Raw genomic sequence first — 22,412 nt, 5'->3', positions numbered from 1 at the left:
CGCGGGTCCGCGCGTCGTACGTTCATCGCATCGGGCAAGGCGCCCGGTCGGGTCGGCCCTCCGGATCGCGACTCGTGACCTCCGGTCGACTCGTGAAGAAACCGGGTGGGGACCCACCCGGGGCAGGAGTCGGTTGTGACCACACGAGCACCACACAGGCAGCACGAAAGCGCACACGAGATCGACGAGGCGCTGGACCTGCGCACCTATGTCCTCGACACCTCCGTGCTGCTGAGCGATCCGCGGGCCTTCTTCCGCTTCGCCGAGCACAGCGTCGTCATCCCCGTCGTCGTGATCACGGAGCTGGAGGGCAAGCGCCACGACCCCGAGATCGGGTACTTCGCGCGGCAGGCGCTTCGTCATCTCGACGAGCTGCGCATCGAGCACGGGCGCCTCGACTTCCCCGTTCCCGTGGGCGAGGGCGGCACGCTCCGCGTCGAGCTCGGCAACACCGACCCCTCGGTCCTTCCCGCCGGCATGCGCCTGGGCGACAACGACTCGCGGATCCTCGCGATCGCGCTCCATCTGGCCGCGGACGGCCAGGAGGTCACGGTGGTGTCCAAGGACCTCCCGATGCGCGTGAAGGCGGCCTCCCTCGGCATCAGCGCCGAGGAGTACCTCGCCGAACAGGCGGTCGACTCGGGCTGGACCGGCATCACGACCGTCGACGTCTCCGGCGACGAGATCAGCGATCTCTACGAGAGCGAGGTGGCCACCGGCGAGGACGTGCGAGGACTGCCGGTCAACACCGGCCTCATCATCCACTCCGAGCGCGGATCGGCTCTCGGCCGGGTGAGCGGTCCGGGCGAGTACCGCCTGGTCCGCGGGGACCGCGAGGTCTTCGGGCTCCACGGTCGCTCGGCGGAGCAGCGGATCGCGATCGACCTGCTCCTCGATCCGGACGTCGGCATCGTCTCCCTCGGGGGACGTGCCGGGACCGGCAAGTCCGCGCTGGCACTGTGCGCCGGGCTCGAGGCGGTCCTCGAGCGGCAGCAGCAGCGCAAGATCATCGTCTTCCGCCCTCTCTACGCCGTCGGCGGACAGGACCTCGGATACCTCCCGGGTGACGCGCAGGAGAAGATGAACCCGTGGGGACAGGCGGTGTTCGACACGCTGGGCTCCGTGGTGTCCTCCAACGTGCTCGAAGAGGTGGTCGAGCGGGGCCTGCTCGAGGTGATGCCGCTGACGCACATCCGTGGGCGGTCGCTCCACGACGCGTTCGTCATCGTGGACGAGGCGCAGTCGCTCGAACGGAACGTCCTCCTCACGGTCCTCAGCCGCATCGGGCAGAACTCCCGCGTCGTGCTCACGCACGACGTCGGGCAGCGGGACAACCTGCGCGTCGGGCGACACGACGGCATCGCCTCGGTCATCGAGACGCTCAAGGGACACGCGCTGTTCGGTCACGTCACGCTGACGCGATCCGAGCGTTCGGCGATCGCCGCCCTCGTGACCGACCTCCTCGAGGCGGGCGAGCTGGCCTGACCCCGTCACCGGCGGGGGTGCGGGCCGATCCGGCCGCACCCCCGCCCATGGGCGGCCTGCGCGCGCTCACTCCCAGCGGTAGCCCGCGCCGCGCACCGTGACGATGTGGGCGCTGCCGAGCTTGCCGCGGAGATATCGCACGTACACATCGACGACGTTGGAACCCGGGTCGAAGTCGAGACCCCAGACGCTGCGGAGGAGCTGCTCCCGGGTGAGGACACGCCCGGGATTGCGCAGGAACTGCTCTGCGAGGGCGAACTCGCGGGCGGACAGGTCCACCTCCCGTCCCGCGACCATCGCGCGGCGGGCGAGGATGTCGAGCTGGACGTCACCGTGACCCACAGACACCCCTGTCGTCGGCGTCGCCTCTCGAAGGCGGGAGCGCACCCGCGCGAGGAGCTCCTCGAAGGTGAAGGGCTTGGCGACGTAGTCGTTCGCGCCGGCGTCCAGTCCGTCCACGGTGTCTCTGGTGCTCGAGCGCGCCGTCAGCATGATGACGGGGACGAGGGAGCCCCGCGCGCGCAGTTCGCGCAGCACGTCGAAGCCGTCGATCCCCGGAAGGCCGACATCCAGGAGAACGAGGTCTCCATCGCCGCGGAGGGCCGCGGCGAGACCTTCCACGCCGTCGTCGACGATCGCGGTCTCGTACCCGGCGCTGATGAGGCCGCGGCTGACGAATGCCGCGATCCGGGGCTCGTCCTCGATGATCAGGATCCTCGTCATGCGGTGGCCTCTCGCTGCAACACGACGTCCTCCGCGCGCACGGGCGCGGGCACGTCGACGGCGGTCTGCGGCAGGGAGATGGTGAAGGTGGCCCCGCCGCCGGGGGTGTCCGTCACGGTGCAGGTGCCGCCGTGACCCTTCGCGATGGCGTCGACGATCGCCAAGCCGAGCCCTGATCCGCCGACGGCGCGCTTGACGTCCGCGCGGTCGAAGCGACGGAAGATGCGGTGGCGGGCGGCGCGGGGGATGCCCGGCCCGTGGTCGCGCACCCACAGACGTGCGCCCCGCTCGTCCAGGGCGCTCCCCACCTCGATGAGAGAGCCGGAGGGGGTGTACTTGGCGGCGTTGTCGGCCAGCTGCAGCCAGGCCTGGAGGAGACGGTCCGCGTCGCCGACGATGCGCCCCCGCGAGACGTGCGCGAGGCGCCACTCGTGGTCCGGGATCACCGCGACCAGCTCGCCGAGCCGAGCGGTGAGCTGATCCAACCGCACCGGGGCCATCGCGTACTGCTCGCCTTCCGCCGCGGCGAGCAGATCGATGTCCTCCACCAGCCGCGCCAGTCGGTCGAGCTCGGCCATGCCGATCTCCCGCGCGGACGCGGCATCCGCCGGGTCCCGCGGGTCCATCAGCTCGAGGTGTCCGCGGACGATCGTGATGGGCGTCTTGAGCTCGTGCCGCACGTCGTCGAGGAGCCGTCTCTGTGTGTCGACCGAGCCCTCGAGCCTGTCGAGCATGGAGTTGACGGTGCGGGAGAGGTCGGAGATGTCGTCGTTGCCGGCGGTGGGCAGTCGCGCGGAGAGATCCGCGAGGGAGATCGCCGCCGCCGTCTCGCGAAGATGACGGATGGGGGAGAGCAGCCGGCCGGTGACGAACCAGCCCACGATGCCGACCGCCCCGAGGACGGCTATCCCCGCCACGACGTAGGTCGACATCGCGGCGGCGACCGGCTCGAGGGAAGCGTCCAGGTGGACCGCGCGCACGTACACCCCGGACGGCTGATCTCCCTCCACCGACACCGGGATGGCGATGTAGCGGAGGGTCCCGGCGGCGGTGTCGGCGGTGCCGCGTCGGATGTCGCCGGCCGCGGTCTCCTCCCGCACCCGCGAGACGAACACGTCATCGCCGGAGACATCGAAACCCGACAGCGTGGTCGGGACGGTCGGCGTGCTCCCCTCGATCACGGCGAACGACGCCTCGTTCCGCGCCGGCACCAGACGGGCGACCACATCGCTGAGGAAGGCGTCGACGTCCGCGTAGCGCTCGACGGTCAGGGTGACGGGCGCCCACGACCCGGCGGGCTCGCCGTCGGCGGCGATCGTGTGCAGCCGCTCGACCTGACTGTCGAGTCGGTCGTCGATCTCCGCGAGGACCTGCTGCCGCTGGACGAGGAACGTCACACCGCCCGCGAGCGCGAGCCCGATACCGGCCACGGTCAGGATCGCGGTGAGGATCCGGACGCGGGCCGATACCGGGCGTCGTGAACGGGGCATGTCCCGATTATGGGCGGCTCACCCGGGGTGCGTCATCGACAGCAGATCGAGCTTCTCGTCGAGCTGTTCGACGGTCAGCTCCCCGCGCTCGATGTAGCCGAGGTCGATCACGGCCTCCCGCACGGTGATGCCGCGCGCGACGGAGTGCTTGGCGATGGCGGCGGCGGCCTCGTACCCGATGAGCTTGTTCAGCGGCGTGACGATCGAGGGCGACATGCCGGCGAAGGCGGCCGCACGCTCGAGGTTCGCCTCGAGGCCGCGGATCGTCTTGTCGGCGAGGACGCGCACCGTGTTGGACAGGAGGCGGATGGACTCCAGGAGCGCCGTTCCCATCACCGGGATCGCGACATTGAGCTCGAAAGCGCCGGACGCCCCGGCCCAGGCGATGGTCGCGTCGTTGCCGATGACGCGGGCGCACACCATGAGGGTGGCTTCGGGCACGACCGGGTTGACCTTGCCCGGCATGATCGACGAGCCCGGCTGCAGGTCGGGGATGTGCAGCTCACCCAGACCGGTGTTCGGGCCCGACCCCATCCAGCGCAGGTCGTTGTTGATCTTCGTCAGCGAGACCGCGATGGTGCGGAGCGCCCCGGATGCCTCGACGAGGGCGTCGCGGTTGGCCTGGGCTTCGAAGTGGTCCTTCGCCTCGGTGATGGGAAGCTCGGTCTCGGCGACGAGGATCTCCAGGACCTTCTGCGGGAAGCCGAGCGGAGTGTTGATGCCGGTTCCCACGGCGGTGCCACCGAGGGGGACCTCGGCGACCCGGGGGATGACGGACTGCACGCGCTCGATGCCGAGGCGCATCTGACGTGCGTACCCCCCGAACTCCTGCCCGAGCGTGACGGGGGTGGCGTCCATGAGGTGGGTGCGGCCCGCCTTGACGGCCCCCTTCCACAGCTCCGCCTTCTCTTCGAGGGCGACCGCGAGGTGATCGAGCGACGGGATCAGGTCGTCGATGAGCTCCTGCGTCACGGCGACGTGCACCGACGTGGGGAAGACGTCGTTGGAGGACTGCGAGGCGTTGACGTGGTCATTCGGGTGCACACGGGCACCCAGACGGGACGACGCGAGGGTCGCGAGCACCTCGTTCATGTTCATGTTCGAGGACGTGCCGGAGCCGGTCTGGTAGACGTCGATCGGGAACTGGTCGGCGTGCACGCCGCTGACGACCTCGTCGGCGGCGGCCGCGATCGCGTCGGCGATGCCGGCATCCAAGGTCCCGAGGTCCTTGTTCGCCAGGGCGGCGGCCTTCTTGATGCGGGCCAGCGCGCTGATCTGAGCGGGGTCGAGGCTGTCCCCGGAGATCGGGAAGTTCTCCACGGCACGCTGGGTCTGCGCCGCGTACAGCGCGTTCTTGGGCACGCGCACTTCGCCCATGGTGTCGTGCTCGATGCGGTACTCGAGGTCGGTCACGTCATTGTTCCTGTCGTCGTCGGTGGGTGGTCTGATGTCATTCGTCGTCGCCGGCGTCGCCGACGATCACCGAGGGGACGGCGGTGCCTTCCCCCAGTCGGTAGTTCGCGCCGACGATCGCGAGCCGGCCCTCGGCGACGGCGAGACTGATCAGCTCGGAGGAGTGCAGGAGCTCGCCGATCGTGTCCTTCAGATGCTCGCGCCCCACCTCCTCGGCGTCGATCCCCGACGCTGCCTGCGGGTCGGCGGCGCTGTTGCGGATGACGCGGCGGACGGCCGGGACGATGGGAGCGATCTGACGCCAGATGTGGGCGGGAAGAGCGGGGGCGTCCGCCGCGGTCGATTCGATCGCGGCGTTCACCGCGCCGCAGGCATCGTGCCCGAGCACCACGATGAGGGGGACCTCGAGCACCGCGACCGCGTACTCGAGACTGCCCACGACCGAGTCGGAGATGACCTGACCGGCGTTGCGGACGACGAACAGGTCGCCGAGCCCCTTGTCGAAGATGATCTCCGCGGCCAGGCGCGAGTCGGAGCAGCCGAAGAGCGCTGCGCGCGGCCGCTGGCCGCCCTCCAGCTCATGACGACGGTCGACGTCCTGGCGCGGGTGCCGGGGCTCGCCGGCGACGAACCGGGCGTTTCCGCGCGTCATCTCGCGCCACACCTGACGCGGGGTCGGGGACTCGTCCACCTGGGTCACTGCGCCTCCTCGGCGAGGGTGAGGATCTCGGGGGCGACCGCTTCGGCCGCGATGCGGATCGTATCGTCGTCGGCGGCTCCGAACACCATCACGATGTCGTCGCCCACGGTCGTGGAGATCGCGGTGGTGATGTTTCCGGCGCGCTCGGGGTTGCGGATGAGGTAGCGGTCCCAGGTGATGCCGCCGATCTCCACGGTGCCGTCGACGGCAGACCCCGCCAGCTCGCGGGAGGGCCACGCCGGGTCGGCGTCGAATCCCTGCTCGACGCGGACGAAACCGGTCTCGGTCGCGTACACGATCGTCCACGCGCGGGGGAGGCTGCCCTCCACCGCTGCGACGTTCACGCGCCACCCCTCGGGGGTGGTCGGGGCGACGACGGCGCGCTCCTCCGCGGCGGCTGCGCTCGCGGCGGCCGCCGGCACGTCGATCGGCGGACGCTCGGGAACCTGGCCGCGGGGAACGATGAAGATGATGACCGCCACGACGGCGAGTGTGACCAGCAGTGCGGCGATCAGATTGCGCGTGGTCTGACTGGCGCGGTACGTGCGGGATGCCGCCGCCTTCCGATCCGCCGTCTCCTGCGGTGTCTCGGGCCGGCCGATCTCCGCGACCACCCGGTGGGGACGCGCGGCCATCAGGGGGTGCCCGCCGCGTCCACGCCGTCTCTCGCCGCGTCCAGGCGGCGCTTCGCGCCGATCAGCCACTCCTCGCACCGGGCCGCGAGAGCCTCCCCGCGTTCCCACAGGGCGAGGGACTTCTCGAGGGTGGGCGCGCCCTGCTCGAGCTCCGCCACCACACGCACCAGTTCGTCGCGGGCCTGCTCGAACGAGAGCCCGGCCACGTCGTCGACGGCGGTCTCGGTCATGGTCTCCATCCTAAATCCGCTCCTGATCGCTCGTGTCCGCGGAGGGACCCTCGGGAATCTCGCCCTCCGATCGGGTGCGCAGGGTGCCCCGCGCCACGGTCACGGCGATCGTCGATCCCTTCGGCGCCTGTGCCGCGTCCCGGATGATCGCTCCGTCGTCGCGATGCGCGATGGCATAGCCCCGGGCCAACGTGGCCGCGGGCGAGAGGGCGCGCAGCGTCGCGCGCAGCTCCGCAACCCTGCGCGCGTGCACCTCGATGCCGCGCTGGACCCGCTCGCGGCCGCGCGCGACCTGGAGCTCGATGTCGTGCGCGCGGCCGGCGAGCATGCCGGCGGGGTCGCGGAGGACCGGGCGCGACCGGAGCTGCTCGAGCTGGGCGATGTCGTGTCCGACACGGTGCGTCAGGCGCGTCGTCATCCGGCTGCGCAGCTGGCGCACGAGCGCCCGCTGCTCGGTGACGTCGGGGACCACCCGCTTGGCGGCGTCGGTGGGCGTCGAGGCGCGGAGATCGGCGACCTCGTCGAGGAGCGGGCGGTCGTTCTCGTGACCGATGGCGCTGACCACGGGCGTCGTCGCGGCCGCGACCGCCCGGAGCAGGCGCTCGTCGCTGAAGCCGAGCAGGGTCTGCGGGTCGCCGCCTCCGCGCGCGATGATGATCACGTCGACCTCGGGATCGGCGTCCAGCGCCTTCAGCGCCGCGATGGTCTCGGGGACGCACCGATCGCCCTGAACGGCCGCATGGCGGGTACGGAAGCGCACCTGGGGCCAGCGGAGCTCCGCGTTCCGGTGCACGTCCTTCTCGGCATCCGACCGCTCGCCCGTGATGAGACCGATGAGGTGGGGAAGGAACGGAAGCGTCTTCTTCCGTGCGGCGTCGAACAGGCCTTCGGCCCGCAGTGCGGCGCGCAGCCGCTCGAGACGTTCCAGCTGATCACCGAGCCCCATGTGGCGCATCGCCGACACGCTGAAGGAGAGGTCGCCGCCCTTGGGGTAGTAGTCCGCCTTCACACAGGCCACCACGTGGTCGCCCGGCTTCAGGTCGGCCGGCAGGCGAGCGCGTGTGGAGGACCAGATGCGGAAGGAGATCTGCGCATCGCCGGCGAGATCCTTGAGGCGGCCGAAGACCGCGCCGCCGCGGACGTTCCACGCCGTGATCTCGCCCTCCACCCACACCGACCCCCACGAGGCGATGAAGTCCCGGATGGTGTCGTTCAGACGGGCGACGGAGGTCGGGGTGTCGGCGGAGGAATCGCGGGGGCGCACCGCATCGGCGGCCTGGAAGCTCGTCATGGGGTCCTTCCGCCGGTGTGCGGCATCCGTTCGGGGTCCGTGCAGACGCGGTCCCCGTAGAATCGTGGGGTGAGCACCAGCACCGTCGGCCGCAGCCCCGTGAGCATGCCCGTCCCACGCGTACCGCGGAGGCGGGAACCGCTCCAGGATATCGCCGTACCCGGGCGCAAACGCGTCGTCCTGGCCGCTCCCCGGGGATATTGCGCCGGGGTCGACCGCGCGGTGATCGCTGTGGAGAAGGCGCTGGAGCGCTACGGGGCCCCCGTGTACGTCCGCAAGCAGATCGTGCACAACATCCACGTCGTGACCGAGCTGGAGCAGGCCGGTGCGATCTTCGTCGAAGAGGTCGACGAGGTCCCGGAGGGCGCGCATGTGGTCTTCAGCGCCCACGGCGTCTCGCCCGCGGTGGTGCAGGGTGCGGCTGACCGGAACCTGCAGGCGATCGACGCGACGTGCCCGTTGGTGACGAAAGTGCACCGCGAGGCGGTGCGCTTCGCCCGCGACGACTTCGAGATCCTGCTGGTCGGCCACGAGGGCCACGAGGAGGTCGAGGGGACGGCCGGTGAGGCTCCCGACCACGTCACCGTGGTGAACTCGCCCGCGGAGGCGGACACCGTCGAGGTGCGCGACCCCTCCCGTGTCGTCTGGCTGTCGCAGACCACGCTGTCCGTCGACGAGACGATGGAGACGGTCCGCCGGCTCCGCGAACGCTTCCCCCAGCTGCAGGATCCGCCGTCGGACGACATCTGCTACGCCACGCAGAACCGCCAGGTGGCGATCAAGAAGGTCGCCAAGGATGCCGATCTCGTGATCGTCGTCGGTTCGGCGAACTCGTCCAACAGCGTCCGCCTGGTCGAGGTCGCCCTCGAGTACGGGGCGAAGGCCGCGTATCGCATCGACTACGCCGACGAGATCGAGCAGTCGTGGCTCGACGGGGTCGAAACGGTCGGAGTGACCAGCGGGGCATCCGTCCCGGAGGTCCTCGTCCAGGAGGTCCTGCGCGATCTCGCGCTCGCCGGTTACGGCGACGTCGAAGAGGTGCGCACCGCCGAGGAGGATCTCATGTTCTCCCTCCCGAAGGAGCTCCGCACCCCGCTGAAGGGGGAGCGCGAGGCGCGCGCCCTGGGCGGCCGGACGCGCGCGTGAGCGACGAGCGTCCTCGGCCGCAGTTCGGGGAGTACGCCTCGGATGAGGAGCAGCGGGCGCGGATTCAGCAGCCCGAGGTGACCGAGCGGCTCGCTGCCGGCGTCGCCCCCGCCGACGCCACCCCGACGCCCGCGCCCGCAAGCAGGGTCACATCTCCGGCGGGGCGGGGGCGCCTCGTCGATCGGATCGTGGCGTTCGCGCTTCTCGCCTACGGCCTGGTCAACGTCGTCTCGGCCGCGCCTGCCCTCGTCGACTACGCGGCCTACATGACGTCGGTGTTCGAACTGATGGGGGTGAGCGCGGAGGTGGCCGATCCGGAGGCGGGGAGGCCCTGGGGTGTCGCCGCGGCGATCGTCCTCGTCGGCGGGTGGCTGCTGACCGCGTTCCTCACCTGGCGGAACATGCGCCGAGGTCGGCTGTCGTGGTGGATCCCGCTCGTCGGCGGAGTGGCGTTCAGCCTCACCGCCGGAGTACTGGTCATGGTCCCCCTGATGTCGGATGCCGCGCTCTGGTCGTCTCTGGTCGGAACCGGGGTCCCCGGCTCGTAGGCTGGGCGCATGCCGCGTCTTCTCGCCGTCTGCGCCGTCCGTGAACTCCGCGAAGATGCGGGAACGATGGGGATCACCGCCATCGACAAGGTCGCCCGCTCCGGCGCGGTGAAGATCGGCGCATACGGGGCTCGAGGCGACGTCCAGGTGAATCGCAAGCATCACGGCGGTCTCGACAAGGCCCTGTACGCGTATGCGACGGAGGACGCCGCGTACTGGTCGGATCAGCTCGGGCGCGACGTCCCGCCGGGCTTCTTCGGCGAGAACCTGCGGACGGAGGGCGTCGACGTCAATCGCAGTGTGGTCGGGGAGCGTTGGCGGATCGGCGATCGGGTCGAGGTGGAGGTGACCTCGCCTCGCACGCCGTGCCAGACCTTCGCACGCTGGGTCGGCGGCGCCGAGGAGAAGGGATGGGTCCGGCGCTTCTCCGACGCGCGCCGTCTGGGCGTCTACCTGCGGGTGCTGCGCACCGGTTCGATCCGCGCCGGCGACGAGATCGCCGTGGTGAGCCGGCCCGCCGGAGCGCCGACGGTCCTCGACATCTACCGCGCGCCGTGAGGGCCGTCGTCGTCGACGGTGTCGGGGTGGCACCGTCCGTTCGCGTCGTGGACGATCCGGTGGCCCCGGTGGGCGGGGTGGTCGTCGACGTGCATGCCACAGGTCTGTGCCGCAGCGACTGGCACGGGTGGGCCGGCCACGACGACATCCGGTTCCCCCACGTTCCCGGGCACGAGCTGGCCGGTGTCGTCAGTGCGGTCGGCGAAGGAGTCCGTTCGTGGACCGTGGGTGACCGCGTCACGGTCCCGTTCGTCTGCGGCTGCGGGCGGTGCCGGTGGTGCCTCACGGGTGAGGCCCAGGTGTGTCCCGACCAAGAGCAGCCCGGCTTCACCCACTGGGGGTCGTTCGCCGAGCGCGTCGCGCTGCACGCCGCCGACACCAACCTCGTATCCGTCCCCGACGAGGTCTCCATGCCGGCCGCCGCGGCACTTGGCTGCCGCTTCGCCACGGCCTACCGCGCGCTGACCGCTCGGGCCGCCGTCGCCGAGGGGGAGTGGGTGGTCGTGGTCGGGGCCGGCGGCGTCGGTCTCAGCGCGGTGATGATCGCGGCGGCCCTCGGGGCGCACGTGATCGCGGTGGATCGGACCGAGGAGGCCCTGGCGGCCGCGGTCCGCCTCGGTGCTCGGCAGACGGTGCGTGCCGACGGACGCGATGTCCCGGATGCGGTGCGCGCCCTCGTCCCCGAGGGGGCGGACGTGTCGATCGACGCGGTCGGAAGCGAGCGGACGTGCGCGGATGCGGTCCTCAGCCTGCGCCGGCGAGGTCGGCACGTGCAGATCGGCCTCCTGCCCTCGGCATCCGGGCTGTCGGCGGTGCCCATGGCACGCGCGATCGCGTGGGAGCTCGACCTGCGGGGGAGTCACGGGATGGCCGCGGCCGACTATCCCGGGATGCTCGCGCTCATCCGCGACGGGCGCCTGCACCCGGGGGCGCTCGTCGAGCGCACGGTCGGTCTCGAAGAGGCGGCGATCCTCCTTCCGCGGATGCCGGAAGCCCGACCGGCGGGCCTGACGATGATCGACCCGCGGCGCTGAGGCGCGCCGCGGGTCGATTCGGGGTCGTCTGCGCTCAGGCGGCCAGGCTCTTGCCGGCCGAACCGAGCTGCTGCGTGGCCTCCGCGACGCGCGCGGCCATGGCGGACTCGGCGAGCTTGCCCCATGCGCGCGGGTCGTAGGCCTTCTTGTTCCCGACCTCGCCGTCGACCTTGAGGACGCCGTCGTAGTTCTGGAACATGAAGCCGGCCACCGAACGCGTGAAGGCGTACTGCGTGTCGGTGTCGATGTTCATCTTCACCACGCCGTTGGCCACGGCCAGCGCGATCTCGTCATCGGTCGAGCCGGATCCGCCGTGGAAGACGAGGTCGAGGGGCTTCGGGCCGGTCCCGAACTTCGCGGCGATGCCCTCCTGGATCTCGCCGAGCAGCTCGGGGCGGAGCTTGACGTTACCGGGCTTGTACACGCCGTGGACGTTGCCGAAGGTCAGAGCGGCGATCCAGCGACCCTGATCGCCGAGCCCGAGGGCGTCGACCGCCTTCTCGACGTCGGCCGTTGTGGTGTACAGGGCGTCGTTCGATCCCTCGTGCTTGACGCCGTCCTCCTCGCCGCCGACGACGCCGATCTCGACCTCGAGGATGGCGTTGATGGCCTTCAAGCGGGGAAGGAGCTCCTTGGCGATCTCGATGTTCTCGTCGAGGGGCACTGCCGATCCGTCCCACATGTGCGACTGGAAGATGGGGTTGCCGCCGTCGGCGACGACGGACTCGGAGGCCTTGATCAGCGGGAGCACGAAGTCCTCGAGCGCGGGCTTCGGGCAGTGGTCGGTGTGCAGCGCCACGGTGATGGGGTAGCTCTTTGCGACCTCGTGCACGTAGGCGGCGAAGGCCAGCGCGCCGGTGGCGCGGGCCTTGACGGTGTGTCCGGCGAAGTAGTCGGCACCGCCGGTCGTCACCTGCAGGATGCCGTCGGAGCCCGCCTCGGTCAGGCCCTGGAGGACGGCGTTGACGGACTGGGAGCTCGCGGCGTTGATGGCCGGGTAGGCGAAGCCACCGGACTTCGCGCGATCGAGCATCTCGGCGTACTGCTCCGGGGTGGCGACGGGCATGGCGGCTCCTTCAAGGGTGCGGCAGGGTGTGGGTACGGTCCCGAGTGTAGCGATCCCGGCCGCGCGACCGCGGCGGGCGGAGCGCGGGCAGTAGGCTACGACGACCGGATCGGGCGAGAGGAGACACCGGATGGCGCGGAAGTCGCTCGTGGCCGAAGTGGCTGATGCGCTGCTGGATCGGATCGTCTCCGGCGACCTCGAGGTCGGCGGGGCGCTGCCCAGCGAGGCGGAGATCGGCGAGACCTACGACGTCAGTCGCGTCACCGTCCGCGAGGCCTTGCGGGTCCTCACCACCCAGGGGATCGTCCGCGTCACATCCGGGATCGGCTCGATCGTCACCCCGCTCGAACAGTGGCAGTCTCTCCCGGCGATCCTGCGATACCGCTCGGCGCGCGGGGACGACGGCGAGGTCGCCACACAGCTGGTGTCGGTGCGGCGGATGTTCGAGACGGAGGCCGCCGCGTTGGCGGCGGGACGCCTTTCCGCGGTCGCTCTGGATGAGCTGGCGGAGTGCATCGAGCGGATGCGGGACGGACACGACCGGGCCGACGTGGACGTGTTCGTCGCCGCGGACCTCCGGTTCCACGACATCATCCTGCGAGGCTCCGGCAACGTCTTCCTCGCGGCGCTGTTCGATCCGCTCACGCGGGTCCTGGCCGAGCGGCGCGCCCAGACTTCGCGAGTGCCGGAGATCCAGCGCCACGCGATCGCAGAGCACGCGGCGATCCTCGACGCGCTCCGCGCGGAGGACCCCGACCGCGCCCGATCGGCGATGGACCATCACATGCAGCAGACGATGGACGACCTGCACGCCTTCGTGCTCACCGGCTGAGCGTCCGCCGCATCGCGCGGATGGTTGACAACCGGTGCCGTGCTCTCTAGCCTGTATGACACCTGGTACCTGATGCCCTGAACGGCGTGGGCCGGGCCGATCTCGCCACCGACAACGGAGTTGCCATGGATTTCGCGACGATGCTCAGCCGACACCCGGACGCGCGTCCCGCCGATCCCGCCGCGATCGCCGAAGCCGTGCGGCTGTCGGGCCGGATCCTTGTCGTCCTGGACGACGATCCGACCGGAACGCAGTCCGTCGCCGATCTCCCGGTCCTGTCGCGGTGGGGTGTCGACGATCTCGGGTGGGCGCTGGACACCGGAGCGGCTGCCGTCTACGTCCTCACCAACACCCGCAGCCACGACGCCGAGACGGCGGCCCGCATCAACCGCGAGGTCGTCGAGGCCGCCGCCGCCGCCGCGGACGCGCGCGGCATCCCCCTCGCCTTCGTGAGCCGCGGTGACTCGACCCTGCGCGGCCACTTCCCGCTCGAGCCGGACGTCATCTCCGCCACGCTGCGCTCCCTCGGGCGCGCGGCGCCGTCGGCCACGATCGTCGTGCCCGCATTCCCGGACGCGGGCCGTGTGACCGTCGGCGGTATCCATGGGATGGTCGCCGACGGCACCTTCACCCCGATCGGCGAGACCGAGTTCGCCCGGGACTCGACCTTCGGCTACCGGGAATCCCGGCTCGCCGACTGGGTGCACGAGAAGACCGCAGGCGAGGTCTCGTCGGAATCCGTCGTGGAGATCACCCTCGACACGCTGCGGGCCGGAGGGATCGTCGTCGCCGACGCACTCCTGGCCGCACCCGAGGGTGCCGTCGTCGTCGTCGACGCCGTCGAGGAGGACGACCTCCGCCAGCTCGCCCTCGGCCTCGAGATCGCCGAGTCCGACGGGCGAAGCTACGTGTACCGCGTGGGGCCGCCCTTCGTCCGTGCGCGGATCGGCCTCCCCCCGCGACCGGCGCTCGCGACCGCGCCCGAAGCCACTCGCACCGATCTCGCCGTCGGTGGTCTCGTCGTCGTCGGGTCGCACGTGGGCCTCACCAGTCGACAGCTGGACGACCTCACCGTCCGGCGTCCGGACGCCGTGGTGGTCGAGCTCGACGTGCCCTCGATCCTCGATCCCGCGCAGGCGGATGCGGTCCTCGACGACGCCGTGTCGCGCATCGTCGGCGCGCTCGGCGCGACCGACGTCGTCGTCCACTCCAGTCGCACCCTCATCCGCACCGACGATCCGGACGAGAGCCTGGCGATCTCGCGCGCCGTGTCGGACGCGCTCGTACAGGTCGTCCAGCGGACGGTCCAGTCGCGTCCGCCGCGCTACGTCATCGCGAAGGGCGGGATCACCTCCAGCGACATCGCGACGCGGGGCCTGGGGATCGACCGTGCCATGGTGCGCGGGTCGCTCTTCCCGGGCATCGTCTCGCTGTGGGAGCCCGTCGCCGGCCCCGCCGCCGGCATTCCGTACGTCGTCTTCGCCGGAAACGTCGGCGGCGACACCACCCTCACCGACGCCGTGGCCAAGCTCTCGGCACGAAAGGCATGCTGATGACATCCACCACTCCCACCGTCGCCGTCCTGGGGCTGGGCGCCATGGGGCTGCCCATGGCGCAGCGCCTCGCCGAGACGCTGCCTGTCCGAGGCTTCGACATCGCCGAGGCGCGTGTGGACCTCGCCGCGCAGTCCGGCATCGTCCGGTGCGCGTCCGGGAGGGATGCCGCGGTATCCGCGGACGCCGTCCTCCTCGCCGTCCGCGATGCGGCGCAGCTCAACGACGTGCTCTTCGGCGAGGCGGGAATCGCGCCCGTCCTCCGACCCGGCGCCATCGTCGTCCTCACCAGCACGGTCGGCGTGGACGGCATCGGCGAGGTGGCCGCGCGTCTGGCGGAGTCGGATGTCGAGTTGGTCGACGCGCCGCTGTCCGGTGGACCGGCCCGTGCCGGCGCGGGAGATCTGCTGATCGTCGTCGGTGCCTCGCCGACGGCGCGCGAGAAGGCCCAGCCGATCCTCGAGCGCCTGGCGTCCACACTCACCGTCGTCGGCGACCGCCCCGGAGACGGTCAGGCCCTAAAGACCGTGAACCAGCTGCTGTGCGGGGTCCACATCGCGGCCGCTGCCGAGGCGCTGGCCCTCGCCGACGCGCTGGGACTGGACGCCGAGCGGACGCTGAACGCACTCGGTGCCGGCGCCGCCGCGTCGTTCATGCTCGCCAACAGAGGCCCTCGGGCCCTGCAGGCCTACGACGAGGAGGGGGCCGAGGTGCTCAGCCGTCTCGACATCTTCGTCAAGGACATGGGGATCGTGGCCAAGGCGGCGCGCGCCGCTCATCTGGCCACTCCCGTCGCCGCCGCGGCGGAGCAGCTCTACCTTCTCGGCGAGGCCCAGGGGCTCGGCGCCCAGGACGACTCGGCCGTCATCCGGGTTGTCGCCCCCCGTCGCCGAACCGCCTGACTCCTCCCTTCCCCCCGTTCGACGTCAAAGGAGACCGCATCATGTCCACCCCTGTCCTGCTCGCGATCGGCATCGGAGGAATCCTCCTCCTGCTGCTGCTGATCGTGCGATTCAAGGTGAACGCCTTCCTCGCTCTGCTGATCACCAGCATCCTCGTCGGCCTCGCCGCGGGAATCCCCCTGGCCACCATCCCCGCCACCGATGACAGCCCCGAGCGCCTCGGGATCATCCCCGCGATCATCGCGGGGATGGGCGGAACGCTCGGCTCGGTCGCGATCCTGGTCGCGCTCGGTGCGATGCTCGGGCGGATCATCGAGCTGTCGGGAGGTGCATCGTCGCTGGCCGGCCGCTTCACGAAGATCCTCGGCCCGCGCCGCGTGTCCGGAGCGCTCACCGCGGCCGCGCTCGTGCTCGCGATCCCGGTCTTCTTCGACGTCGGCTTCATCATCCTCGTGCCGATCATCTACGGGTTCAGCCACGCGGCCGGCCTGAACCCGGTCAAGTTCGGCCTCCCCATCGCCGGCATCATGCTCGCCGTCCATGTGGCGGTCCCGCCGCACCCCGGCGTGGTGGGAGGTGCCGCTCTTCTCGGGGCGGACGTCGGCTGGCTGACGCTCCTGGGCATCCTCATCGCCCTGCCGCTCGGCGTCATCTCGCATTTCTTCTCGAAGTGGCTCAACCGTCGCGAATTCCCGATGCTGGCCTCGACGAAGGAGATGTTCGACTCCTTCGGCGGTGCGGACGCTCCCGTGACCACGATGACCGGCACGTCCACGCGGACGGTGGCGCCTCCTTCGGCGGCGATGGTGCTCACCCTCATCATCACGCCTCTGGTGATGATCGGCCTCGGGACGACGGCCGCCACGATCCTGCCGGCGGGCGACCCGATCCGGAACGTGCTCGGCTTCATCGGCGCGCCGATCTTCGCGCTGCTGGTCACGGTGCTGCTCGCCGGCTACTTCCTCGGAGTGCGCAAGGGCTGGTCGCGTGCTCACCTCTCCGAGGTCTTCGAGTCGGCCCTCCCGCCCGCCGCGATCGTCATCCTGGTGACCGGAGCCGGTGGTGCCTTCGCGCGGATCCTCACGGAGTCGGGGATCGGCACGGCGCTGGCGGACACGCTGCTGGCCACGGGCCTGCCCATCATGCTGCTGGCCTTCCTGGTGGCGCTGGCCCTCCGTGCCGCCCAGGGCTCAGCCACGGTCGCGATCCTGACGACCGCGGGGCTGCTCTCCGAGGCGGTCCTCGCCGGCGGGTACTCGTCGCTCCAGATCGTCGCCATCACTCTGGCGATCGCGTTCGGCGCACTCGGCCTGTCGCACGTCAACGACTCCGGCTTCTGGGTGGTGACCCGCTACCTCGGCCTGAGCGTCGCCGACGGGCTGCGCAGCTGGACGGTGCTGACCACGGTGCTGGGCCTCGCAGGGTTCGCCGGCGCGAGCATCGTGTGGGCCATCGTCTCTGCGACGAGCTGACGTCGAACGGCCGCGGAAGCGCGAGAGAATCCGCGATGGCGAAAGAATCGTCGATCCTTCGTGATTCCGCGGCCGGTCCGCCCCCGAATCCGCACACCGCGCTGACTAAGGTGAACCCATGGTGAGTCTGACCGCTGACATGAGCCCGCTGCATCCCGACCGCAACCTCGCACTGGAACTGGTGCGCGCGACCGAGGCGGCGGCCATCCGTGCGGTCCCGTTCATCGGCCGGGGCGCGAAGGAAGCCGCCGACGAGGCCGCGGTCGACGCGATGCGCGTCTTCTTCACCACCGTCAACTTCGACGGTCGGATCGTCATAGGCGAGGGTGAGAAGGACGAGGCTCCGATGCTCTACAACGGCGAGCGGGTCGGAAACGGCACGGGGCCGCGTGCGGACGTCGCCGTCGACCCCATCGACGGAACCACCCTCACCGCCGAGGGACGCAACAATGCCCTGTCGGTGATCGCCGTCTCCGAGCACGGCACGATGCTCGACGCCTCCACCGTGTTCTACATGGACAAGCTCGTGACCGGTCCGGCCGGTGTGGGGGTCGTCGACATCCGACTCCCCATCGGCGAGAACATCCGTCGTCTGGCGGCCGCTCTGGGCAAGCCCGTCGACGAGCTCGTCGTCTCGGTGCTGAACCGCCCCCGCCACGCGCAGCTCATCCAGGACATCCGCGATGCGGGCGCCGGCACGCGCCTGATGAGCGACGGCGACGTCGCCGGCGGTATCAACGCCGCCCGCCACAATGCGCGCACCGACATGTGCGTCGGAATCGGCGGCAGTCCCGAGGGAATCGTGACCGCGTGCGCGATCAAGGCGCTCGGCGGCCACATGCAGGGCCGCCTGTGGGCGCGCGACGACGAAGAGAAGCAGAAGGGAATCGAGGCCGGGCTGAAGCTGGACGACCACGTCTACGAGGCAGACGAGCTTGTGACCGGCAGCAACACCATCTTCGTCGCCACGGGCGTCACCAACGGCGAACTGGTCAAGGGGGTGCGTCGCGAGGGCGGGTACGTCTACACCGAGAGCGTGGTGCTCCGCGGGACGTCCGGAACCCTTCGGCGCATCTCCTCCGAGCATCTCGTGTCCAAGTGGCTGTGACCGGGGATCTCGCAGTCGTGACTGTTTCGTAACGGCCACGCCCAGACTCGTCTGGAACAATGGGGACCGGTGTCAACGGAGACGCAACGATCTTTCACAGTCCAGAGGGAGTTGCCGATGTCTATCCAGACCGGGAGTACTGCGCCGCAGACCGGCGCGCACGCGGTCATCGCCGACGCCGTCGATCCGGCGCGCCGCCCCGATGTCCTGCTGCGGGTGCGCCGCGCTGAGGGGCACGAGGTCAGCCCTTGGTGGATGGTGGGTGCCTTCGTCGGCGTGTCCCTCGCCGTCGTGGCCCTGCTCAGCTTCGTCCCGGGCGGCGCCTGACCGGTCAGCGGGGGGCGGAGTCTCGCACCGGGTCGCCGTCCTGGGCGAGTCGGGCGCGAAGATCTCCGACATCCGCCGCCGTCGGCGCCGCGGAGAAGTCGTCTCCGAGGAGCTCGGGGGCCGTCAGCCGCCGGGGCGTCGCGTCGATCGCAGGAGGCGCATGCAGAGCGTCGATCTTCGTCTCGTCGATCCCGGGGAACTTCCGGGCGGTCACCAGCACTCGCGATTCCAGCGATCCGACGAACCGGTTGTAGCTGTCGACGGTGCGCTCGATGGCACGACGCAGATCGTTGCTGTGCCCGGCGAGGGCGCCGAGACGCTCGTGGAGCTGCATGCCGAGGTCGAACAGCTCGCGGGCCTCGGTCGAGATGTCCTGCTGCGTCCAGGTGTACGCGACGGTCTTGAGCACGGCCCAGAGATTCACCGGCGAGGCCAGGGCGACCCGGCGGCCGAAGGAGTACTCCAGAAGGGTCGGGTCTTCCTCCAGGGCGGCGGCGAGAAGCGACTCGCTCGGCAGGAAGCACACGACGAACTCCGGGCTGGAGGAAACCCCCGCCCAATACTTCTTCTTCGCCAGCGCGTCCACGTGCGCGCGCACTGCGCGAACGTGCGCCGTCAGAAGCCGGCGCCGCCGGGCGGCCTGCTCCCCGGTCGCGGTGGGCGGAACGGCGCTGGCCTCCAGGAAGGCATCGAGCGGGACCTTCGCGTCGACGGTGATGGCTTTGTCACCGGGGAGCCGGATGACCATGTCGGGGCGGCCGGCTCCGGCATCCGTATCGGTCGCGGCCTGCAGATCGAAGTCGACGTGCCGGGTCAGTCCCGCAGCCTCCACGACGCGACGCAGCTGCGTCTCGCCCCAGACGCCCCGTGTGGCACCGGAACGCAGCGCTCCGGCAAGCGACTCCGTCGTGGCGCGCAGGGCCTCATCGGACTCGTGGGCGCGACGCAGCTGCTCGGCGAGGGCGCCGAACTGCTCCTGGCGGTCGCGCTCGAGCGTGTCGACCTTCGCCTGCATGCTGGTGAGGGTGTCCTGAACGGGAGCGAGGGCGCGCAGCACCGACTGCTCGCGGCGCTCGCGCTCCTCCCGGGCCGCGTGGTCCGTCCGGGCCTGAGCGAGGAGGTCCCGATAGAGCCGACCCTGATGATCCAGCTGCGCGCGCATCGCCGACTCCTCGGCCTCGGCTGTCGCGAGCCGCGAGCGGAGCGCGTCGCGGGTTCGCGCGGCGCCGGCGGCCCAGCCCACGGCGGCGCCGATGAGGACGGCGAGGAGGACCGTCGCGGAGATCAGCAGTGCGTCCATGCGTCCAGGGTGGCCGGGGGTTCCGACATCCGCGGGTCAGACCGGCGCGAGAGCGGGCGCATGCGGGGCGGGATCGATCCGACCGAAGGTGACGCCGGCGCCGGCGGCGAGTCCTTCGACGTCCACGACTCCGAGACGACGGGCGACGTCGATCATGACGTGCGCGCAGGCGAGCGCGTCCGCGGTGGCGTTGTGGTGCGCGAACTCCGCGAACCCCGCCTCCGCGGCGACGAACGGCAGGCGGTAGGAATCCAGCCGGTAGACCTTCCGGGCGACCTGGAGGCTGCAGGCGTAGCGCAGCGGCGGGCAGTCGTCGCCGGTCGCCTCGCACGCCCGCCGGAGGACCGCCATGTCGAATCCGGCGTTGTGGGCCACGACGACGTCGTCGCCGATGAACTCCGTGAGGGCGGGCATCTGCGCACTCCAGGTGGGGGCGTCGACGACGTCCTCCGGGGTGATGCCGTGGATGCGGATGTTCAGCTCGAAGAACCGCTCGTGTCCCGGAGGGGGCTGGATCAGCCATCCCGTCTGCGCCACCACCTGGCCATCCCGCACCCGCACGAGTCCCACGGCGCACGCGGAGGCGTTGGAGGAGTTCGCCGTTTCGAAGTCGATGGCGGTGAAATCCAGGGGCACGTCACCACCCTCTCCGCCGACCCCCTCCGGCCGCGACAGGCGCGCCGGTCTTGCCCGAACCGTTCCGCGCGGACTCTCGTAGGCTCGCCGCATGACCGATGACGATCTCGCCCGCTCGTTCGGGGCGGTGGCCGGTGTCTACGAGTCCGGACGACCGGGGTACCCGCTCGAGGTCGCGCAGTGGGTGCTGGAGCCGATCGCGACTCCGCTGCGCACCGCGCGCGTGGTCGATCTCGGCGCGGGCACCGGCAAGTTCACCCGCGTTCTCCGTGAGACCGGCGCCGATGTCGTCGCGGTCGATCCGGATGCCGCCATGCTCGCCGAGCTCCGCGTGCGCGTACCCGGGGTGCCCACCTTCCAGGGGACGGCCGAGCGGATGCCGCTCCCCGACGCCTCGGTCGACGCAGTGGTCATGGCCCAGGCCTGGCACTGGGTCGATCCGCCGTCGGCCGCGGCGGAGGCCGGACGCGTCCTGCGTCCGAGTGGGGCACTGGGGCTCGTCTGGAACATCCGCGAGGAGTCCGTGGAATGGGTGTCCGCGCTCACAACGGCGATGGGCGGGAGCCACGCGGAGGAGATGCTCGCGGCCGGCGAGATACGCGCCGGTGCTCCCATCGGCCCGTGGGAGCGGCGCACCTGGCGATGGGTGCGCACGCTCACCCGATCGGCCCTCCTCGACATGGCCGCTTCCCGGAGCAGGGTGATCGCGGCATCCGTCGAAGAGCGCACGGCCATCCTCGATCGGGTGAGCGACCTCTTCGATGCGCAGTGCCGGCAGGACGGCGACACCGAGGTCGTGGACCTCCCGTACCGGACCGAGGCGTTCCGCGCCGTCCGCACGTGACCGGCACGGGCGCGGGTCCCGGTCGCACGTAGACTTGACGCCCGTGGCTCTCACTATCGGCATCGTCGGCCTGCCCAACGTCGGCAAGTCCACCCTGTTCAACGCCCTGACCAAGAACGACGTGCTCGCGGCGAACTATCCGTTCGCGACGATCGAGCCGAACGTCGGGGTCGTGAGCCTGCCCGATCCGCGGCTGACGACGCTCGCGGAGATCTTCGGCAGCGAGCGCATCCTGCCGGCCACGGTCTCGTTCGTCGACATCGCCGGCATCGTCCGCGGCGCGAGCGAGGGGGAGGGGCTCGGCAACCAGTTCCTCGCGAACATCCGCGAGGCGGATGCGATCGCCCAGGTCGTGCGAGGCTTCACCGACGACGACGTCGTGCACGTCGACGGCGCGGTCAACCCGAAGAACGACCTCGAGACGATCAACGCCGAGCTGATGCTCGCGGACCTGCAGACCCTCGAGAAGGCGATTCCGCGCCTCGAGAAGGAGGTCAAGGGGAAGAAGGCGGACCCGGCGGTGCTGGAGGCGGCGAGAGAGGCGAAGGACGCGCTGGAGCGCGGCGTTCTGCTCTCGCACGCGGGTGTCGACCTCGCCCCGATCAAGGAACTCGGCCTGATGACGTCGAAGCCCTACATCTACGTCTTCAACGTCGACGAGTCCGTGCTCACGGACGCCGCACGCCTGGCCGAGCTGGAAGCCCTCGTCGCCCCGGCGCGAGCGGTGTTTCTCGACGCCAAGATCGAGTCCGAGCTGATCGGTCTGGACCCGGAGGATGCCGCCGAGCTGCTCGCGTCGACGGGGCAGGCGGAGTCGGGCATCGACCAGCTCGCCCGCATCGGCTTCGACACCCTCGGCCTCCAGACCTACCTGACGGCCGGACCGAAGGAATCCCGCGCGTGGACGATCGGCAAGGGATGGAAGGCGCCGCAGGCGGCGGGTGTCATTCACACCGATTTCGAGAAGGGCTTCATCAAGGCCGAGGTGATCTCCTTCGACGATCTCGTCGCTCTCGGATCCGTCGCCGAGGCCCGCGCGAAGGGGAAGGCGCGCCTCGAGGGCAAGGACTACGTCATGCAGGACGGCGACGTGGTCGAGTTCCGCTTCAACAACTGACG

General features: G+C 70.7%; 23 protein-coding genes. 13 read left to right on the top strand and 10 right to left on the bottom strand.

Features of this window, described 5'->3' with window-relative positions:
- Window positions 1-135: 135 nt before the first annotated feature.
- A complete protein-coding gene (locus tag ABXJ56_RS00380) occupies window positions 136-1,485 on the top strand; it encodes a PhoH family protein (protein ID WP_353997775.1) in 1,350 nt (449 codons plus the stop codon).
- Between the two features lie 66 nt (window positions 1,486-1,551).
- Here the strand turns inward: ABXJ56_RS00380 and ABXJ56_RS00375 are convergent, their stop codons facing one another.
- From ABXJ56_RS00375 to xseA, 7 genes are read right to left on the bottom strand one after another with little or no spacing between them, the layout of a single operon-like run.
- Window positions 1,552-2,208 carry a response regulator transcription factor gene (locus ABXJ56_RS00375; protein WP_353997774.1) on the bottom strand — a complete coding sequence of 219 codons (657 nt, stop codon included), beginning with the start codon at window positions 2,206-2,208 and terminating at the stop codon, window positions 1,552-1,554.
- Complete coding sequence (locus ABXJ56_RS00370; RefSeq protein WP_353997773.1) at window positions 2,205-3,698, bottom strand: sensor histidine kinase; 1,494 nt, start codon at window positions 3,696-3,698, stop codon at window positions 2,205-2,207. Before ABXJ56_RS00370 ends, ABXJ56_RS00375 begins: the two co-directional genes overlap by 4 nt.
- Before the next feature lie 18 nt (window positions 3,699-3,716).
- Window positions 3,717-5,111: a class II fumarate hydratase gene (locus ABXJ56_RS00365; protein WP_353997772.1), complete on the bottom strand. Its 1,395-nt coding sequence runs from the start codon at window positions 5,109-5,111 to the stop codon at window positions 3,717-3,719.
- A 37-nt stretch (window positions 5,112-5,148) separates the two neighbouring features.
- Window positions 5,149-5,763 carry a carbonic anhydrase gene (locus ABXJ56_RS00360; protein ID WP_353999930.1) on the bottom strand — a complete coding sequence of 205 codons (615 nt, stop codon included), beginning with the start codon at window positions 5,761-5,763 and terminating at the stop codon, window positions 5,149-5,151.
- A gap of 44 nt (window positions 5,764-5,807) precedes the next feature.
- Complete coding sequence (locus ABXJ56_RS00355; RefSeq protein WP_353997771.1) at window positions 5,808-6,446, bottom strand: DUF4245 family protein; 639 nt, start codon at window positions 6,444-6,446, stop codon at window positions 5,808-5,810.
- The gene (locus tag ABXJ56_RS00350) at window positions 6,446-6,676 is read right to left on the bottom strand and encodes an exodeoxyribonuclease VII small subunit (RefSeq protein WP_353997770.1); all 231 of its coding nucleotides are present in this window, start codon (window positions 6,674-6,676) and stop codon (window positions 6,446-6,448) included. The genes ABXJ56_RS00355 and ABXJ56_RS00350 overlap by 1 nt, the downstream gene beginning before the upstream one ends.
- 10 nt (window positions 6,677-6,686) lie before the next feature.
- Complete coding sequence (xseA, locus tag ABXJ56_RS00345) at window positions 6,687-7,967, bottom strand: exodeoxyribonuclease VII large subunit (protein WP_353997769.1); 1,281 nt, start codon at window positions 7,965-7,967, stop codon at window positions 6,687-6,689.
- Between the two features lie 105 nt (window positions 7,968-8,072).
- Between xseA and ABXJ56_RS00340 the strand changes: the two genes are divergently transcribed.
- Genes ABXJ56_RS00340 through ABXJ56_RS00325 form a run of 4 tightly spaced genes read left to right on the top strand, consistent with a single transcriptional unit; the run spans window position 8,073 to window position 11,253 of the window.
- Window positions 8,073-9,113 (top strand): 4-hydroxy-3-methylbut-2-enyl diphosphate reductase, encoded by a 1,041-nt coding sequence (locus ABXJ56_RS00340; protein WP_353999929.1) that lies wholly within the window; start codon window positions 8,073-8,075, stop codon window positions 9,111-9,113.
- On the top strand, window positions 9,110-9,661 hold the full coding sequence (locus ABXJ56_RS00335; protein WP_353997768.1) for a DUF6264 family protein: 552 nt from the start codon (window positions 9,110-9,112) through the stop codon (window positions 9,659-9,661). Before ABXJ56_RS00340 ends, ABXJ56_RS00335 begins: the two co-directional genes overlap by 4 nt.
- 9 nt (window positions 9,662-9,670) lie before the next feature.
- Window positions 9,671-10,219 carry an MOSC domain-containing protein gene (locus ABXJ56_RS00330; RefSeq protein ID WP_353997767.1) on the top strand — a complete coding sequence of 183 codons (549 nt, stop codon included), beginning with the start codon at window positions 9,671-9,673 and terminating at the stop codon, window positions 10,217-10,219.
- Window positions 10,216-11,253: a zinc-binding dehydrogenase gene (locus ABXJ56_RS00325; RefSeq protein WP_353997766.1), complete on the top strand. Its 1,038-nt coding sequence runs from the start codon at window positions 10,216-10,218 to the stop codon at window positions 11,251-11,253. The genes ABXJ56_RS00330 and ABXJ56_RS00325 overlap by 4 nt, the downstream gene beginning before the upstream one ends.
- A 34-nt stretch (window positions 11,254-11,287) precedes the next feature.
- On the opposite strand, the gene fbaA is transcribed toward ABXJ56_RS00325, so the two are convergent.
- Window positions 11,288-12,319, bottom strand: a complete 1,032-nt coding sequence (fbaA, locus tag ABXJ56_RS00320) for a class II fructose-bisphosphate aldolase (RefSeq protein ID WP_353997765.1) — start codon at window positions 12,317-12,319, stop codon at window positions 11,288-11,290.
- 130 nt (window positions 12,320-12,449) lie between these two features.
- On the opposite strand from fbaA, the gene ABXJ56_RS00315 reads away from it, so the two are divergent.
- From ABXJ56_RS00315 to ABXJ56_RS00290, 6 genes are all read left to right on the top strand, one after another.
- Complete coding sequence (locus tag ABXJ56_RS00315; RefSeq protein WP_353997764.1) at window positions 12,450-13,151, top strand: FadR/GntR family transcriptional regulator; 702 nt, start codon at window positions 12,450-12,452, stop codon at window positions 13,149-13,151.
- Between the two features lie 125 nt (window positions 13,152-13,276).
- Window positions 13,277-14,704 (top strand): four-carbon acid sugar kinase family protein, encoded by a 1,428-nt coding sequence (locus ABXJ56_RS00310; protein ID WP_353997763.1) that lies wholly within the window; start codon window positions 13,277-13,279, stop codon window positions 14,702-14,704.
- Window positions 14,704-15,606, top strand: a complete 903-nt coding sequence (locus tag ABXJ56_RS00305) for an NAD(P)-dependent oxidoreductase (protein ID WP_353997762.1) — start codon at window positions 14,704-14,706, stop codon at window positions 15,604-15,606. Before ABXJ56_RS00310 ends, ABXJ56_RS00305 begins: the two co-directional genes overlap by 1 nt.
- 41 nt (window positions 15,607-15,647) lie before the next feature.
- A complete protein-coding gene (locus tag ABXJ56_RS00300; protein ID WP_353997761.1) occupies window positions 15,648-17,078 on the top strand; it encodes a GntP family transporter in 1,431 nt (476 codons plus the stop codon).
- 118 nt (window positions 17,079-17,196) lie between these two features.
- The gene (gene glpX / locus ABXJ56_RS00295) at window positions 17,197-18,186 is read left to right on the top strand and encodes a class II fructose-bisphosphatase (RefSeq protein WP_353997760.1); all 990 of its coding nucleotides are present in this window, start codon (window positions 17,197-17,199) and stop codon (window positions 18,184-18,186) included.
- A 117-nt stretch (window positions 18,187-18,303) separates the two neighbouring features.
- Window positions 18,304-18,513, top strand: coding sequence for a UDP-N-acetylmuramyl pentapeptide phosphotransferase (locus ABXJ56_RS00290; RefSeq protein WP_353997759.1), 210 nt, complete (start codon window positions 18,304-18,306; stop codon window positions 18,511-18,513).
- A gap of 4 nt (window positions 18,514-18,517) precedes the next feature.
- On the opposite strand, the gene ABXJ56_RS00285 is transcribed toward ABXJ56_RS00290, so the two are convergent.
- Both ABXJ56_RS00285 and ABXJ56_RS00280 read right to left on the bottom strand, forming a co-directional pair.
- Window positions 18,518-19,813, bottom strand: coding sequence for a DNA recombination protein RmuC (locus ABXJ56_RS00285; protein WP_353997758.1), 1,296 nt, complete (start codon window positions 19,811-19,813; stop codon window positions 18,518-18,520).
- Between the two features lie 36 nt (window positions 19,814-19,849).
- Window positions 19,850-20,449, bottom strand: coding sequence for a 3'-5' exonuclease (locus ABXJ56_RS00280; protein WP_353997757.1), 600 nt, complete (start codon window positions 20,447-20,449; stop codon window positions 19,850-19,852).
- A gap of 91 nt (window positions 20,450-20,540) precedes the next feature.
- On the opposite strand from ABXJ56_RS00280, the gene ABXJ56_RS00275 reads away from it, so the two are divergent.
- Together ABXJ56_RS00275 and ychF are read left to right on the top strand one after the other, a co-directional pair.
- A complete protein-coding gene (locus ABXJ56_RS00275; protein WP_353997756.1) occupies window positions 20,541-21,293 on the top strand; it encodes a class I SAM-dependent methyltransferase in 753 nt (250 codons plus the stop codon).
- Window positions 21,294-21,336: 43 nt separating this feature from the next.
- The gene (ychF, locus tag ABXJ56_RS00270) at window positions 21,337-22,410 is read left to right on the top strand and encodes a redox-regulated ATPase YchF (protein WP_353997755.1); all 1,074 of its coding nucleotides are present in this window, start codon (window positions 21,337-21,339) and stop codon (window positions 22,408-22,410) included.
- Window positions 22,411-22,412: the final 2 nt, after the last annotated feature.

It is taken from the genome of Microbacterium aurantiacum (assembly GCF_040532595.1).
Taxonomy (GTDB): Bacteria; Actinomycetota; Actinomycetes; order Actinomycetales; family Microbacteriaceae; genus Microbacterium; species Microbacterium chocolatum_B.
The sequence above is the reverse complement of the archived record's forward strand: the minus strand, read 5'-3'. Positions and strand labels throughout refer to the sequence as shown.

Coding starts and splice junctions, on each gene's coding strand:
- ABXJ56_RS00315 (WP_353997764.1), top strand. CDS start 12,450: ATGGCGCGGAAGTCGCTCGTGGCCGAAGTGGCTGATGCGCTGCTGGAT.
- ABXJ56_RS00340 (WP_353999929.1), top strand. CDS start 8,073: ATGCCCGTCCCACGCGTACCGCGGAGGCGGGAACCGCTCCAGGATATC.
- ABXJ56_RS00350 (WP_353997770.1), bottom strand. CDS start 6,676: ATGACCGAGACCGCCGTCGACGACGTGGCCGGGCTCTCGTTCGAGCAG.
- glpX (WP_353997760.1), top strand. CDS start 17,197: ATGGTGAGTCTGACCGCTGACATGAGCCCGCTGCATCCCGACCGCAAC.
- ABXJ56_RS00275 (WP_353997756.1), top strand. CDS start 20,541: ATGACCGATGACGATCTCGCCCGCTCGTTCGGGGCGGTGGCCGGTGTC.
- ABXJ56_RS00330 (WP_353997767.1), top strand. CDS start 9,671: ATGCCGCGTCTTCTCGCCGTCTGCGCCGTCCGTGAACTCCGCGAAGAT.
- ABXJ56_RS00360 (WP_353999930.1), bottom strand. CDS start 5,763: ATGACGCGCGGAAACGCCCGGTTCGTCGCCGGCGAGCCCCGGCACCCG.
- ABXJ56_RS00300 (WP_353997761.1), top strand. CDS start 15,648: ATGTCCACCCCTGTCCTGCTCGCGATCGGCATCGGAGGAATCCTCCTC.
- ABXJ56_RS00370 (WP_353997773.1), bottom strand. CDS start 3,698: ATGCCCCGTTCACGACGCCCGGTATCGGCCCGCGTCCGGATCCTCACC.
- ABXJ56_RS00355 (WP_353997771.1), bottom strand. CDS start 6,446: ATGGCCGCGCGTCCCCACCGGGTGGTCGCGGAGATCGGCCGGCCCGAG.
- ABXJ56_RS00305 (WP_353997762.1), top strand. CDS start 14,704: ATGACATCCACCACTCCCACCGTCGCCGTCCTGGGGCTGGGCGCCATG.
- ABXJ56_RS00310 (WP_353997763.1), top strand. CDS start 13,277: ATGGATTTCGCGACGATGCTCAGCCGACACCCGGACGCGCGTCCCGCC.
- ABXJ56_RS00285 (WP_353997758.1), bottom strand. CDS start 19,813: ATGGACGCACTGCTGATCTCCGCGACGGTCCTCCTCGCCGTCCTCATC.
- fbaA (WP_353997765.1), bottom strand. CDS start 12,319: ATGCCCGTCGCCACCCCGGAGCAGTACGCCGAGATGCTCGATCGCGCG.
- ABXJ56_RS00375 (WP_353997774.1), bottom strand. CDS start 2,208: ATGACGAGGATCCTGATCATCGAGGACGAGCCCCGGATCGCGGCATTC.
- xseA (WP_353997769.1), bottom strand. CDS start 7,967: ATGACGAGCTTCCAGGCCGCCGATGCGGTGCGCCCCCGCGATTCCTCC.
- ABXJ56_RS00290 (WP_353997759.1), top strand. CDS start 18,304: ATGTCTATCCAGACCGGGAGTACTGCGCCGCAGACCGGCGCGCACGCG.